Below are 12,990 nucleotides of genomic sequence, written 5' to 3'. Positions count from 1 at the left end.
CCTCGGGCGGGAGGAGCCCAGTCGGGCGATTTCGCGCCACGAGTGCGGGGCCCGCCGTGCGAATCCAATCCCTCGTGTTCGCGGTGTGTTGTGCACTTCCCGCGGCGGCTGCGCCGACCTTCAGCGTGCTCGATGTGGCCCCGGGGGCCCAGTACGACGCGCGGGTGTCGGCCAACGGCGAGCTGGTTGGGGTCGCTGTCGACTATGGCGTGCTGGGCCACTTTGCCTGGCTGTACGGGGTCGACGCGGACGTCACGATCAATCATTTCGCGAATCAGCAGCTGCTCCAACGCGACTTCGCGACGACACCGATCCCGAATGGCGACGGCACCCGCGTGGTGGGGTCCTTGAGTCGTCTGGGACAGCGGCGCTACCTGGCCCGGCAGGGGCGCCCGTTCACGGCTGGAACGAACTCTTTCTTGACCACGTTCTCCGATCGGAACGCGGACCCGACGGCCAGCAGCGTCGACGGCTTCACCTATGTCGGCAATCAGGGGAGTACCCAGGCGTTCCTCTTCGATGGCACCTCCGAGGTGCCCCTGGGTGACCTGGCGGGCGGCGGCTTCGGCAGCGAAGCCTTCGACATCTCCCTCGATGGCTCGACGATCGTGGGGGAGGGAACCTCGGCCCTGGGGACGGAAGCGGCGGTCTGGAAGGACGGCCAGCTCCTCGGCCTGGGCGACCTCGATGGGGGTGGCTTTGCGAGCCGCGTCAACGGGGTCTCGTTCGACGGCAGCGTGATCGTCGGGGAGGCCACTTGCGATCGCGGCTCCGAGGCGTTCGTCTGGTACGAGAACCCGGGCATGATCACCCTCGAAGCGCTGCTCGGGGCGCAGGGCCTCGACATCGGCGACCGACGCCTGCTCCGACTCATCGACGTGTCGGGCACCGGGCGGGTCTTCGTGGGCGTCGGTGAGGAGGTCGGGGACCCTGCGACCAATCCGCTCTCGGGTCAGAGCTCCCTGTTCGTCGCGACGATCCCGGAACCGGCTATCGTCGCGGTCGCGGACCTGGGCCTCCTCGGGCTCGCGGCCGCAAAGCGGTCTCGCGCGCGCGGCGGCCGCTAGTCCCTGCCGCCCGCTGTCTTCGCCACCTGGCTCTCGTTGACCTTGCCCACGTCGAACTTTTCGGCGGCGGTCTGCATGTGGTCGAGGAGCGCGTCGGCGTCGGGTGCCGCTTTCCCGCGCGGCCGGAACGGGCGGATGCGCGCCACCACGAAGTTGCGCAGGTAGGGGCTGTCGAAGCCGCGTTCCTTCAGGCCCTTGGCGATCTCGGCCACGCGGTCTTCGATGGTCAGGAGCTTCTCGGCCCGGGCCTCGCGACGGGCGAGGGCTTCGGGGAGCGGGTCGTCGAGGAAGGCGTCGCTCGACTTGAGTGCCGGCGCGTAGGCACCGCCCGCGAAGCGCGCGCGCTGCTCGTAGGCGCAGCCCAGCGTGATGAGGGAACCGTCCTCGAGCTCGAGGGCGTATTCCTTCTCGGGCTTGCTCGGGTCGAGATCGGCGAGGCCGCGCGCCATGCGCACCGCTTCGAGGGAGCGTTCCTTGGTGTTGTGCGCCTTCTCGGTGTTGAGGGCGAGGATCCGGTACGCGAGGCCCGGGTCCGGCGACACCAGGGCCGTGATGCTGCGGGCGCCCATGCGTTGCAGCGCCGTCAGACGATGCAGCCCGTTCGGCGTCCAGAAGGAAGGCCCCGAGGCTTCCCCTGCTTCCACGGCGATCACCGGGTCGAGGAAGATGTTCACCTTGTCGACGACGTCGGCGAGGCGCTTCGCATGGGCGTCGGAGAGGTCGCGCTGGAACGGGGTCGGCATCACCTCGGCGATCGGCAGTACCGCGAGCAGCAGAGGGGTGCCGCCGAGCGGGTCGGCGTAGCGCGCGAGCACCTGACCGCCGACGGATTCCACCCGCTTCGCCAGCGGCTCCAGCGCGGCTGCGCCGCCGCCGGCTTCGACCTCGGCCGGTGTCAGGCCGCGTGAATCGGCGGCGACCTTCTTGCGGCGCGTGGCCTTCTTCTTGGTGGTCTTCTTCGCCGTCGTCTTCTTGGCGGTCGACTTCTTCGCAGCCACGCTTCCTCCGGTTCGCGGCGCCGCGGGGAAATGGCTCGGCGCCGCGGTCGGGGCCACACTAGGGGGGTACCCGTGCGGAGTTTCCCTTGGCCACCCGACGCAAGCGCGACGAGGATACGCCGAAACGCCGAGCCGAGCGGTTCGAGCGTCGCGTGGCCGACGTGCTCGCCGAGGGTGGGGCGCGCGGCCTGGGCCTGGCGGTCGCCGTCTCCGGAGGGCGCGACTCGACGGTCCTCGCGCATCTGGTGTGGCGGCTGGCGGCGCGCCTGGGAGCCCGAGCGGCGCTGATCCACGTCCACCACGGGTTGCGAGGAGCCGAGGCCGATGCGGACCAGGCCTTCGTGGCCGATCTCGCCCGTCGGTGGGGCTGCGCTTTCGCCACGGAGGCCATCGATCCCCGGGCGGCGCGGGCAGGGCAAGCCGGGCGCGGCCGAGAGACGCTCCAGGAAGCCGCGCGACGGCTGCGCTACGCGGCCTTCACGCGGCTGGCGGCTCGGGTCCAGGCCGACATCGTCCTGACGGCCCACCACGCCGACGATCAGGCCGAGACGGTCCTGCTGCGTCTGTTCCGGGGAACGGGCCCCGACGGGCTCGGCGGGATTCCCGAGCGCACCGTCGACGGGCGCGTCTGGCGGCCGCTGCTGGCGGAGAGCGGAGCCGAGATCGCCGCCTACGCTGGCTTCCATGGCCTTGCATGGCGGGAGGATGCGTCGAACACGAGCGATGCCTATGCACGCAATCGCCTACGCCGGCACTGGATCCCCGGGTTGCAGGCCGACTTTAACCCCCAGCTACTCCAGACCGTCGCCCAGCTTGCCGAAGCACAACGTAGGGATTCCGAATGGATCCAGGCGGCTGTCGCGCAGGAGGTGCGCGCGCGTTTGGTGGTCGAGGGGGCATGGCTGCGGATCGACGTGAAGGACTGGGGATCGCTGCCGGCCGCGTTGGCCCGGCGGGTTGCCCGCGAGGCGCTGATCCGGGCTGGGGCGGGGCGCAGCATTGAGCGCGTCCACCTGGAGCGGATGCTCGCGTTTCTCGCGGAGCCCCGGGGCGGTCGCCGCATCGAGCTGCCTGGGGGGCTTTCACTCCAAGGGCGGGCCGGAGAGTGCACCCTGGGGCCGCTTCCCGGCAGTGGTGAATCCGTCTGTTAAACTGTTCTCAACACTCAGCTTTTGGCCCGAGCGCCCAGCGGGTCGAGCCCGCCGCACAGCCGGCGGCCAGCGGAGAATCGGGTGAACAACCAGTACCGAAACATGGCTCTTTGGGTCGTCATCCTGGTGATGATCCTCCTGCTGGTGACGATGCTGCGGCAGGGCCAGCAGCCGCCGCCGCCCCTGGCCTACAGCGACTTCCTCGAAGAAGTCGAGCGCGAGTCGATCTCCTCGGTCGTGATCGAGGAGAACCAGATCAGCGGCACGAAGAGCGATGGCAGCGAGTTCACCACCTACGCACCGGCCATCACCGAAGGCCTGATCGCGAATCTCCGCACGAAGGTCGGGACCGTAGAGGCCCGGCCGAAGCCCGAGGCCGGCTTCTGGCGCCAGATCCTGATCATGTGGTTCCCGCTGCTGCTGATCATCGGTCTCTGGATCTTCTTCATCCGCCAGATGCAGGCGGGTGGGGGCAAGGCGATGAGCTTCGGCAAGAGCCGGGCCCGCCTGCTCACCGAGAATCAACATCGCGTCACCTTCGAGGACGTCGCAGGCGTCGAAGAGTCGAAGGTCGAGCTCGAGGAGATCATCGAGTTCCTGCGCGAGCCCAAGAAGTTCACCCGCCTGGGCGGCCGCATTCCGAAAGGCGTCCTCCTGATCGGACCGCCCGGCACGGGCAAGACGCTGCTGGCCCGCGCCGTCGCCGGCGAGGCCGGTGTGCCGTTCTTCTCCATCTCGGGAAGTGACTTCGTCGAGATGTTCGTGGGCGTCGGTGCGTCGCGCGTCCGCGACCTCTTCTTGCAAGGCAAGAAGAACGCTCCCTGCATCATCTTCATCGATGAGATCGACGCCGTCGGGCGCCACCGCGGCGCCGGGCTGGGCGGCGGTCACGACGAGCGCGAGCAGACGCTCAATCAGCTGCTCGTCGAGATGGATGGCTTCGAGAGCAACGAAGGCGTGATCCTGATCGCCGCCACCAACCGGCCCGACGTGCTCGACCCGGCGCTGCTGCGCCCCGGGCGCTTCGACCGCCGCGTGGTGGTGCCGCGCCCCGACCTGCGCGGCCGCATCGCCATCCTCAAGGTCCACACCAACCGCGTGAACCTGGCCGACGACGTCGACCTCGAGATCATCGCGCGGGGCACCCCGGGCTTCGTCGGTGCCGACCTCCAGAACCTGGTGAACGAGTCCGCGCTGCTCGCGGCCCGTCGCGACGCCGATCAGGTCCACATCGTCGACTTCGAAGCGGCGAAGGACAAGGTCATCCTGGGCACCGAGCGCAAGAGCCTCATCATGAGCGAAGAGGACAAGCGCGAGACGGCCTACCACGAGGCCGGGCACGCGCTGGTCGCAATGCTCACCGAAGAGGCCGATCCGGTGCACAAGGTCACGATCATCCCGCGCGGAATGGCCCTGGGCGTGACGATGACCATGCCGGAAGAGGACCGCTACGGCCTCTCGAAGCAGGAGATCCTGGCTCAGATCAAGCACGCCATGGGCGGTCGGGCCGCCGAGGAGCTGGTCTTCGGCCACTTCACCACCGGCGCCTCGAACGACCTGAAGCAGGCCACGGAGCAGGCGCGACGCATGGTCTGCACCTACGGCATGAGCGACAAGATCGGGCCGGTGTCCTTCGCCGACGACGATCACGACGTGTTCCTGGGCCGCGATTTCGTCGCCCGCAAGGACTACAGCAACGACAAGGCCATGCAGATCGATCAGGAAATCAGTGACATCCTGACGAACCAGTACAAGTCGGCCTACAACCTGCTGGATGAGAACCGGGAGATTCTCGACCGCATCAGCGAAGCGCTTCTCGAGCGCGAGACCCTCGACGCCGAGGAGCTGAAGTGCTTGCTCGAGGGCAGACCGATGCCCCCGCTCCCCACCCCCGTCGTCCCCGCGAAAAAGAACGACCCCCCGCGGAAACGGGCCGAGGCGGAGCCCTCCGAGACCTTCCCCGGAGACAAGCTACCCGACCCCGAGCCCGTTCCCGGCTAGGAGGAGCGCCGCATGTCGGCGATCCTGCAGACGGCACGGGTGGTCGGTGTACTCAACGCCACCCCGGACTCCTTCTCGGACGGCGGTCGGTTCGTCGATGGAGGCGGACTCCATCTCGGGCCTGCGCTCGAACTGGCGGCCGGGCAGGTCGAAGCCGGCGTCGATCTTCTCGATGTGGGCGGCGAATCGACCCGGCCGGGGGCTCGCGAGGTCTCGGTCGACGAAGAGTGCGCGCGCACCGTTCCGCTGATCGAGGCGCTCGCGAAGCGTTTCGCCACGCCGATCTCGGTCGACACCCGCAAGTCAGAGGTGGCGGATGCCGCGCTCGCCGCGGGCGCCGAGGTCGTCAACGATGTCTCGGGTCTGCGCTTCGAGCCCGCGCTCGCCGAGGTCGTGTCGCGACATGGTGCTGGCCTGGTCCTCGGACATGCCCGCGGTACGCCGGAGACGATGCAGGACGACCCGCACTACGACCGCGTGATCGAAGAGGTGGCCGGCGAGCTCCGCGAGTCGGTCGCCTGGGCGCGCGACGCCGGCCTGCCAGACGCAGCGCTGGCGGTCGATCCCGGGATCGGATTCGGAAAGCGCCCCGAAGACAACCACGCGCTGCTGACCCGCATCGGCGCGCTGCGCGGGGCCGTGGGGGGGAGCTTCCCCGTGTGGGTCGGACCCTCGCGCAAGGCCTTTCTCGGCGCGCTCACCGGGGACCCCGCTCCCGAACGCGATGCGGCCACCCACGCCGCGTGTGCGATCGCCGTCTATGAGGGCGCCGACACGGTGCGGGTGCACGACGTGGCCGGAGCGGTCCGGGTGGTCGCCGTCGCGCGCGCGTTGCGAGCGGCCCGTGATGCGGACGCCGGGAGGACCCCGGCGTGATCGAGACGATCTGGGAGTGGATCCAGGATCTCATCGAGGTCTTCGGCGCGAACTTCGACCCGGTTCGCGACGTGATCGACATCGTGCTGGTGACGATCGGGATCTACTGGCTCTTGCTGCTGATCCGCGGCACGCGCGCGTTCCAGATCATGCTCGGGCTGCTCGTGCTGTTCGCGGCGAGCCTGGCCTCCGAGTTCTTCCAGCTCGTCACGCTGCGCACCGTCCTCGAGAACTTCGTCCAGTACGGCGTGTTGATCGTGATCGTGCTCTTCCAGCACGACATCCGGCGCGCCCTCGCGCGGGTGGGCCGCGGGTTCTTCCCGTCGGTTTCCTTGGCGCGCGAGACCCAGATCGTCGAAGAAGTGGTGCGCTCCTGTCAGGAGCTGGCCCGCAAGCGCATCGGTGCGTTGGTCGTCCTCGAGCGCGAGACCCAGCTCGATGACCAGATCGAGACCGAGACCGGCACCGCGCTCGACGCGACGGTCGCCAAGGATTTGTTGGTCTCGATCTTCATTCCCTACTCGCCGCTCCACGACGGCGCCGTGGTCGTGCAGGCCGGGCGCATCTCGTACGCCGGCTGCATCCTCCCGCTGACGCTGCGCGAAGACCTGCCCGAAGGGGTTGGCACGCGCCATCGCGCGGCGGTGGGCCTCACCGAGGAAACCGACGCAGTCGTGGTCGTCGTCTCCGAGGAGACCGGAGCGATCTCGCTCGTCTTCGGCGGCGCGATGGCCCAGGGCCTCGACGGGCCCAGGCTGCGTGCGGTCTTGCGGGACATCCTGAACGGCGATCGCCGCGATCTGCGCGACATCCCCGCGACCGAGCTCGCCGTCGAGCCGCTGCCCGAGAGCGAAGAGGGCGAGGAAGGCGAGGGCGAAGAAGAGGCGTCTTCCGATCCGGAAGAGCCGCCTCCCGCGCCGGACGACGACGGCTCGATGCAGAAGGCGGTCTAGGGAAGGATGCCGATCCGCTTCGGAACCCTGCTGCTCGCTTGGCTGATCGCGATGGCGCTGTGGAGCATGGCCCACGGTACCTCCGAGATCGAACGCGGCGTGGACATCCCGATCGTGTTCGAGGGCGTGCCGGACGACCTCGTCCTGGTCGGGCAGAGCGCGCGGGCGGTGAACATTCGCGTCCTCGGGAGCCGGGCGGCGCTGCGCGACGTCGGGCCGTCGCGGATCGACTACCCCGTCGAGGTCTCGGGCGCCCAGGCCGGGGACGCCATCTACGAGGTGGACGCGGGTCGCATCGAAGAGCAGCTCCCCACCGGCGCCCGGATCGTCAGCCGTTCTCCCGCGAGTCTCGAGCTGCGCTTCGCCCGCCGCGGGCGCAAGTCGCTGCGCGTGCGCGCCGATGTCACGGGAGACCCGGCGGCGGGCTACGAGCTCGGGGTGATCGACGTGGAGCCAACCCAGGTGTGGCTGACCGGAGAACGTCGCGAAGTGCTGCGCATGCGAGAAGCCGTCACCGAGACCATCGACATTCGTGGGCTCAGCGGATCGGTGGAGCGGAAGGTCCGGCTTTCGCTGGTGGATCACGTCTGGATGGAAGAGGACGACGAGATCACCGTTCGGGTCGAGATCGTCGCGATTCCGGAGCCGCCGGTCGTCTCCCCCGACGCGGCAGGAGAGAATCCGAGCGCATGAGCGAGCGTTTGTTCGGGACCGACGGGGTGCGCGGCCGCGCCAATGAGCACCCGATGACCGCCGAGACCGCCCTGGCTCTGGGGCAGGCCGTGGCCCACGTGTTCGCGAGCCGGGGGAAGGACCGGCCCCGGGTGATCATCGGCAAGGACACCCGGCTCTCGGGCTACCTCTTCGAGGATGCCCTCGCGGCGGGCGTGTGCTCGATGGGCGTCGACGTGTTGCAGGTGGGTCCGATGCCCACGCCGGGCATGGCTTTCCTGACGGCGGACATGCGCTGCGACGCCGGCGTGATGATCTCGGCGAGTCACAATCCGTATCAGGACAACGGCATCAAGTTCTTTTCGCGCGACGGCTTCAAGCTTCCCGACGCCCTCGAGATGCGGATGGAGGAGCTGATCGCGAGCGGCGAACTCGCGCAGCACCGCGCGCCTGCCGACGCGATTGGCGCTGCGCGGCGGATCGACGACGTCGAAGGGCGCTACGTCGTGTTCCTGAAGAACAGCTTCCCCCGCGACCTGGAGCTCGACGGCCTGCGCGTCGTGCTCGACTGTGGTCACGGCGCGGCGTACAAGGTCGGTCCGACGGTGCTACACGAGCTGGGGGCGGAGGTGTTCGCGCTCGGCGTCGACCCGAACGGTCGCAACATCAACGATGGTTTCGGTGCGCTCCATCCCGAGCGCACGGGCGCGAAGGTCGAGGAGCTGCGCGCCGACGTCGGCATCGCCCTCGACGGAGATGCCGACCGCTGCATCATGATCGACGAGCGCGGTCAGACGGTCGACGGCGACGCGCTGCTGCTCCTCCTGGCGCGCGATCTCCATTCCCGCGGCGCCCTGCGTGCGGGGAAGGTCGTGGCAACCGTGATGAGCAATCTCGGGCTCGAGCGTGGCCTGGCCGGTCTCGGACTCGAACTCGTGCGAACCGCGGTGGGCGATCGCTACGTCGTGGAGGCCATGCGCGAGCAGGGGCTGAATCTCGGCGGCGAACAGTCGGGCCACGTGGTGCTGCTCGATCACAACACGACGGGCGACGGGCTGCTGACGGCGCTCCAGGTGCTCGCGATCCTGCGCCGCAGCGGCAAGCGGCTCTCCGAACTCGTCGCGGATTTCGAGCCGGTCCCCCAGGTGCTCGTGAACGTCACCGTGGCGAAGAAGCGTGCGGTCGAGGAGCTGCCGCGCTTTCAGCAGGTGCTTGCCCGGGTCGAGTCCGAGCTCCAGGGCCGTGGCCGCGTCCTGGTGCGGTACAGCGGCACCGAGCCCAAGGCGCGGGTGATGGTCGAAGGAGACGACGAAGAGCGGGTGCGGTCGGCAGCCGATGAGCTGGCGGGCGCGTTGCAGCAGAGTCTGGGAGAGGTGGACTAGTGCGGAGCTTGATTCTGGAGCTGGATGCGTTGCCGAGCCTGCGAGAGGCGACGGCGGCGAGTGAAGTCGACCTGGCGGCGGCCGCGACCCTGGCGGAACTCGCGGGCGTCGATGCCGTGCGCCTCGGCGTTAACGTCGACGGCAAGCCGGTCAGTGAAGAGGACCTGCGGGATACGCGACGCGCGGCGCGACGCCTCGAGCTGCGCATGCCCGCCCTCGAGACGCTGCTGCGCGCGGCTCTGGAGCTGCGCCCCGATGCCGTGCTGCTCGCCGGCGACCGTGCGGAAGGACGCGCGGCGGCGAGCCCGCTCGATCTGCGCCAGGACGCCGACGGGATCGCCGGAGCGATTCGGGGCCTGCGCGAAGCTGGTCTCGTCGTGGCGGGGCTGATTCCGCCGAACCTCGACGCGGTGAAGGCGGCGCATGCCGCGGGCGTCTCCCGCGTAGAGCTCTACACCGGCGCGCTGGTCGATCTGCCGGGCAACGAGCGCCGTCAGGCGCTCGAGCAGCTCGGGGACGCCGCCCGCCTGGCGGCGAAGGTCGGACTCGGGGTCGGGGTGTCGGGTGGGCTCGACTACCGCGCGCTCCCGGAGGTCGTCGAAGCGGCGCCCGCTGCAGAGCGGGTGGCGGTCGGCCGCGCGGCGCTGTCGCGCGCAGTGCTCGTCGGTCTGGACCGCGCCCTGCGCGACCTGCGGGATCTCATCGCGTGACACGGCGGAGCTGGCCCCTCCCGAGCGCGGCGCAGATGCGCGCGCTCGACCGCCACACGATCGAGGGGTGGGGCATTCCGGCGGAAGTGCTCATGGAGAGCGCCGGGCGCGAAGTCGTGCGTCTGGTGCTGTCGGTGCGTCGTCCCGGTGAGCTCGTCCACGTCGTCTGTGGCCGCGGGAACAACGGCGGCGACGGGTTGGTGATCGCGCGGCAGCTGAAGCTGCTCGGCGTTCCCGTCTTCGCTTCCCTGGCTGGCGCGCCCGGCGAGGACGCCGCGGTGCAGCGCGCGCGGGCCCGGGCCGTCGGCGTCGACGTCGCCGACACGCTGGAGCCTCCGCTGCGCGGCGTGGCCACGGAAGGCGTCGTCGTCGACGCACTCTTCGGGACCGGGCTCGCACGCCCGCTCACCGGCGCTCTCGCACAGTGGGTCGAGCAGCTCAACTTCCTGCGCGGTGCGTCCGGCGGAAGGGTGCGGGTGGTCGCCGTCGACATTCCCAGCGGCATCCACACCGACACGGGTCAAGTCCAGGGGACCGCGGTCGAGGCGGATCTCACGGTCGCGCTCGGGCTCCCCAAGCCCGGGCACCTGCTCGAGCCGGGGCGTTCCCACGCGGGGGGCATCGAGGTCGCGCGGATCGGGATCGCCGATACGGCTCCGGACCCCCAGGACGCTCCCGATGGCGACGGCGGAACTTCGAGAACCCTCACGCGTCATGTGAGCACATGGACCCAGACGGGTGCGGCAACTGCGCTTCCCGAACGGCCCCGATCGGGGCACAAGGGCAGCTTCGGCCACGCCCTGATCGTGGCTGGCTCCCAGGGAAAGACCGGGGCCGCGATCCTCGCCTCCGAAGCGGCCGGGCGGACCGGGGCGGGGCTGGTGACCCTCGCGTGTCCGGCGGGTGTGCACGAGGTCTGCGAAGAGAAGACCCTGGAAGCGATGACGGAGCCCCTGCCGGATCTCGACGGCAGCGTCTTCGCGGCAGCCGCCGAAGAGGGCGTCGTCTCGCTGGCGCGGACCCGCGACGCCGTGGGGCTCGGCCCCGGCATCGGGCGAGGCGAAGAAACGCTGGCCTGGGTGCGCGCTGTGTCGAAGCGGATCGAGTCTCCACTCGCGCTGGATGCCGACGCGCTCTTCGCCTTCGCCGGAGACCTCGAGCCATTGCGGGGGCGACCCGGCGCGACGGTGTTGACGCCGCATCCGGGCGAAGCGGGCGCGCTGCTCGACCTCTCCGCCGCGACCATCAACGAGGATCGCCTCGGCGCAGCGCGCGAGCTCGCCGCGCGTACGGGTGCGGTCGTCGTCTTGAAGGGTGCGGGCACGGTCATCGCTTCGCCCGACGAATACGAGCGGATCAACCCGACCGGGGGGCCCGCACTCGCGACAGGGGGCACCGGGGACGTGCTGCTGGGTGCCATCACGGCGTTGCTCGCCCAGGGCGTCGGGGTGTTCGACGCCGCGTGTCTCGGGGTGTACCTGCACGGGGCCGCAGCGGATCGCTGGTCGCGCCAGTTCGGGGACGCGGGACTCCAGGCCCGCGACCTTCTCGAGGGGCTCCCGGCGGCGATCGCTGAGCTCCGGGAGCGGAGCGTCCCCGGCTTCTCGTTCCAGGAAGAGGACCACGCGCTTGCGATGGGTTTCCCCGACTCCTGAGCGCACCGCCGAGATCGCAGCGAGCCTCGCCCTGGCCCTCGACCCCGGGCGCGGTGCGGTGCTCTGCCTGAGCGGACCCCTGGGCGCCGGGAAGACGCACTTCGTGAAGGGGCTTGCCGAGGGTCTCGGTCTCGATCCAGCGCGCGTACAGAGTCCAACGTTCGTGTTGGCAGCAGAACACGTGCTTCCACACGGTGGCCGGTTGGTTCATGTCGATTGCTACCGCGTGGCCGACGCCCTGGAGCTCGAGAATGCGGGCTTGCTCGATTGGCTCGGCTCGGATCGTGTGCTCGCGGTCGAGTGGAGCGAACGGGTACCGGAGGCCTGGCCCGCGGACCATCTCGCGATCACCCTCGATCGCGATGGGGAGGCCGAGCGCGTGATCGAGGCCCGCGCGGGCGGGCCCCGGGCGGAGACCTGGCTCGCGGGCTGGCGGGACGCCCTGGGCGAGTGAAGCCGGGCTCCGACCCCCAGCGCGATCGTCCGATGCGAAGTGGTGTGGAAACAACGGGACGGGGCGTGGGGAAAACGGGAAGCGGCGTGGGGAAACGGGAACCCCGGGGCGGCGAGACCGCTCTGTGTCAGCGACCTGACTGCGCCGTCTTTCACGGACGTGACGCAGCGCCCTGCGGGTCGTGCGGCCTGGCGCTCTCTGCCGGGCCGGAGGGCGTGTGGCGTCCAGCGCGGAACTCCCACGAGGCCGTGGCCTATCCCGACCAGGCCCGAGGGGTCTTCGCGGCCGTCGAGGACGGGAGCTTCTGGTTCGAGCACCGAAACCAGGTGCTCGCGTCCCTTCTCCAGTGTTTCCCTCCGCCGGGGCGGCTCTTCGACGTCGGCGGTGGGAATGGCTATCAGGCGCGCTTCTTCGAAGGTCTCGGGCTCTCGACGGCTCTCGTGGAGCCCGGAGCAGAAGGGTGTGTGATCGCGCGGCGACGCGGCGTCGACTGGGTGATCCAGGGCCACTGGCAGGATCTCGGCTTCGGTCCCGAAACGGTGGGAGCGGTCGGGCTCTTCGACGTGCTCGAGCATCTGGAGGATCCCGGCACCCTCGTGCAGGCGGCGGTCGATGCGCTCATTCCGGGGGGTCGTCTCTATGCGACGGTCCCCGCGCATCCCTGGCTCTGGAGTGATGAAGACGAGATTGCCCAGCACCAGCGGCGTTATCGGCGTGGAGAGTTCGAGCAGCTTCTGGCCAGCCGAGGGCTCGAACTCGAGTGGTCGAGCGCCTGCTTCGGGGCGCTCGTGGGGCCCATCTGGGTCGGCCGGTCCCTGCCGTCCCGGTGGCGCAGGGCTCGCGGTGGCGCGCTGCCGGCGGAAGCCGATGCCGCCCGCACGCGACAGGACCACCACGCGACCGGCTGGGCGCGGCGTTGGGTCGACCGGCGTCTGGCGGGCGAACGCAAGCAGATCGCGGCCGGCCGAGCGCCACGCTGGGGAAGCTCCTGGGTGGCCGTGGCGCGCAGGCCTCCCCGCGGGTAGCGATTCCGCGAGGTTCCTGAAATCTCCCGCAACGGCGGGCCTCTCG

12 protein-coding genes are annotated in these 12,990 nt (G+C 70.0%); 11 read left to right on the top strand and 1 reads right to left on the bottom strand.

Annotated features, from left to right (window positions below; translation table 11 throughout):
- Positions 1–56 precede the first annotated feature (56 nt).
- Positions 57–1,067 carry a hypothetical protein gene (locus tag AAF430_12665; protein MEM7411081.1) on the top strand — a complete coding sequence of 337 codons (1,011 nt, stop codon included), beginning with the start codon at positions 57–59 and terminating at the stop codon, positions 1,065–1,067.
- Here AAF430_12665 and AAF430_12660 read toward each other — a convergent pair.
- Positions 1,064–2,065 carry a chromosome partitioning protein ParB gene (locus tag AAF430_12660; protein ID MEM7411080.1) on the bottom strand — a complete coding sequence of 334 codons (1,002 nt, stop codon included), beginning with the start codon at positions 2,063–2,065 and terminating at the stop codon, positions 1,064–1,066. The genes AAF430_12665 and AAF430_12660 overlap by 4 nt on opposite strands.
- 86 nt (positions 2,066–2,151) lie before the next feature.
- On the opposite strand from AAF430_12660, the gene tilS reads away from it, so the two are divergent.
- The 10 genes from tilS (at position 2,152) to AAF430_12610 (ending at position 12,944) form a co-directional block, all read left to right on the top strand.
- On the top strand, positions 2,152–3,216 hold the full coding sequence (gene tilS, locus AAF430_12655) for a tRNA lysidine(34) synthetase TilS (GenBank protein ID MEM7411079.1): 1,065 nt from the start codon (positions 2,152–2,154) through the stop codon (positions 3,214–3,216).
- A gap of 81 nt (positions 3,217–3,297) precedes the next feature.
- A complete protein-coding gene (gene ftsH, locus AAF430_12650) occupies positions 3,298–5,217 on the top strand; it encodes an ATP-dependent zinc metalloprotease FtsH (protein MEM7411078.1) in 1,920 nt (639 codons plus the stop codon).
- Positions 5,218–5,229: 12 nt separating this feature from the next.
- Positions 5,230–6,093 carry a dihydropteroate synthase gene (gene folP / locus AAF430_12645; protein MEM7411077.1) on the top strand — a complete coding sequence of 288 codons (864 nt, stop codon included), beginning with the start codon at positions 5,230–5,232 and terminating at the stop codon, positions 6,091–6,093.
- Positions 6,090–7,046, top strand: a complete 957-nt coding sequence (cdaA, locus tag AAF430_12640; protein MEM7411076.1) for a diadenylate cyclase CdaA — start codon at positions 6,090–6,092, stop codon at positions 7,044–7,046. Before folP ends, cdaA begins: the two co-directional genes overlap by 4 nt.
- 6 nt (positions 7,047–7,052) lie before the next feature.
- Positions 7,053–7,739, top strand: coding sequence for a CdaR family protein (locus AAF430_12635; protein ID MEM7411075.1), 687 nt, complete (start codon positions 7,053–7,055; stop codon positions 7,737–7,739).
- Positions 7,736–9,100: a phosphoglucosamine mutase gene (glmM, locus tag AAF430_12630; GenBank protein MEM7411074.1), complete on the top strand. Its 1,365-nt coding sequence runs from the start codon at positions 7,736–7,738 to the stop codon at positions 9,098–9,100. Before AAF430_12635 ends, glmM begins: the two co-directional genes overlap by 4 nt.
- Positions 9,100–9,810: a pyridoxine 5'-phosphate synthase gene (locus tag AAF430_12625; protein ID MEM7411073.1), complete on the top strand. Its 711-nt coding sequence runs from the start codon at positions 9,100–9,102 to the stop codon at positions 9,808–9,810. Before glmM ends, AAF430_12625 begins: the two co-directional genes overlap by 1 nt.
- Before the next feature lie 35 nt (positions 9,811–9,845).
- Positions 9,846–11,465, top strand: coding sequence for an NAD(P)H-hydrate dehydratase (locus tag AAF430_12620; protein ID MEM7411072.1), 1,620 nt, complete (start codon positions 9,846–9,848; stop codon positions 11,463–11,465).
- Complete coding sequence (gene tsaE, locus AAF430_12615) at positions 11,440–11,919, top strand: tRNA (adenosine(37)-N6)-threonylcarbamoyltransferase complex ATPase subunit type 1 TsaE (protein ID MEM7411071.1); 480 nt, start codon at positions 11,440–11,442, stop codon at positions 11,917–11,919. Before AAF430_12620 ends, tsaE begins: the two co-directional genes overlap by 26 nt.
- Before the next feature lie 248 nt (positions 11,920–12,167).
- The gene (locus AAF430_12610; protein ID MEM7411070.1) at positions 12,168–12,944 is read left to right on the top strand and encodes a class I SAM-dependent methyltransferase; all 777 of its coding nucleotides are present in this window, start codon (positions 12,168–12,170) and stop codon (positions 12,942–12,944) included.
- The last annotated feature ends 46 nt before the right edge of the window (positions 12,945–12,990 follow it).

It is taken from the genome of Myxococcota bacterium, from assembly GCA_039030075.1.
In the GTDB taxonomy this organism is placed as follows: Bacteria; Myxococcota_A; UBA9160; order UBA9160; family SMWR01; genus JAHEJV01.
This window is presented reverse-complemented; position numbering and strand designations above follow the sequence as displayed.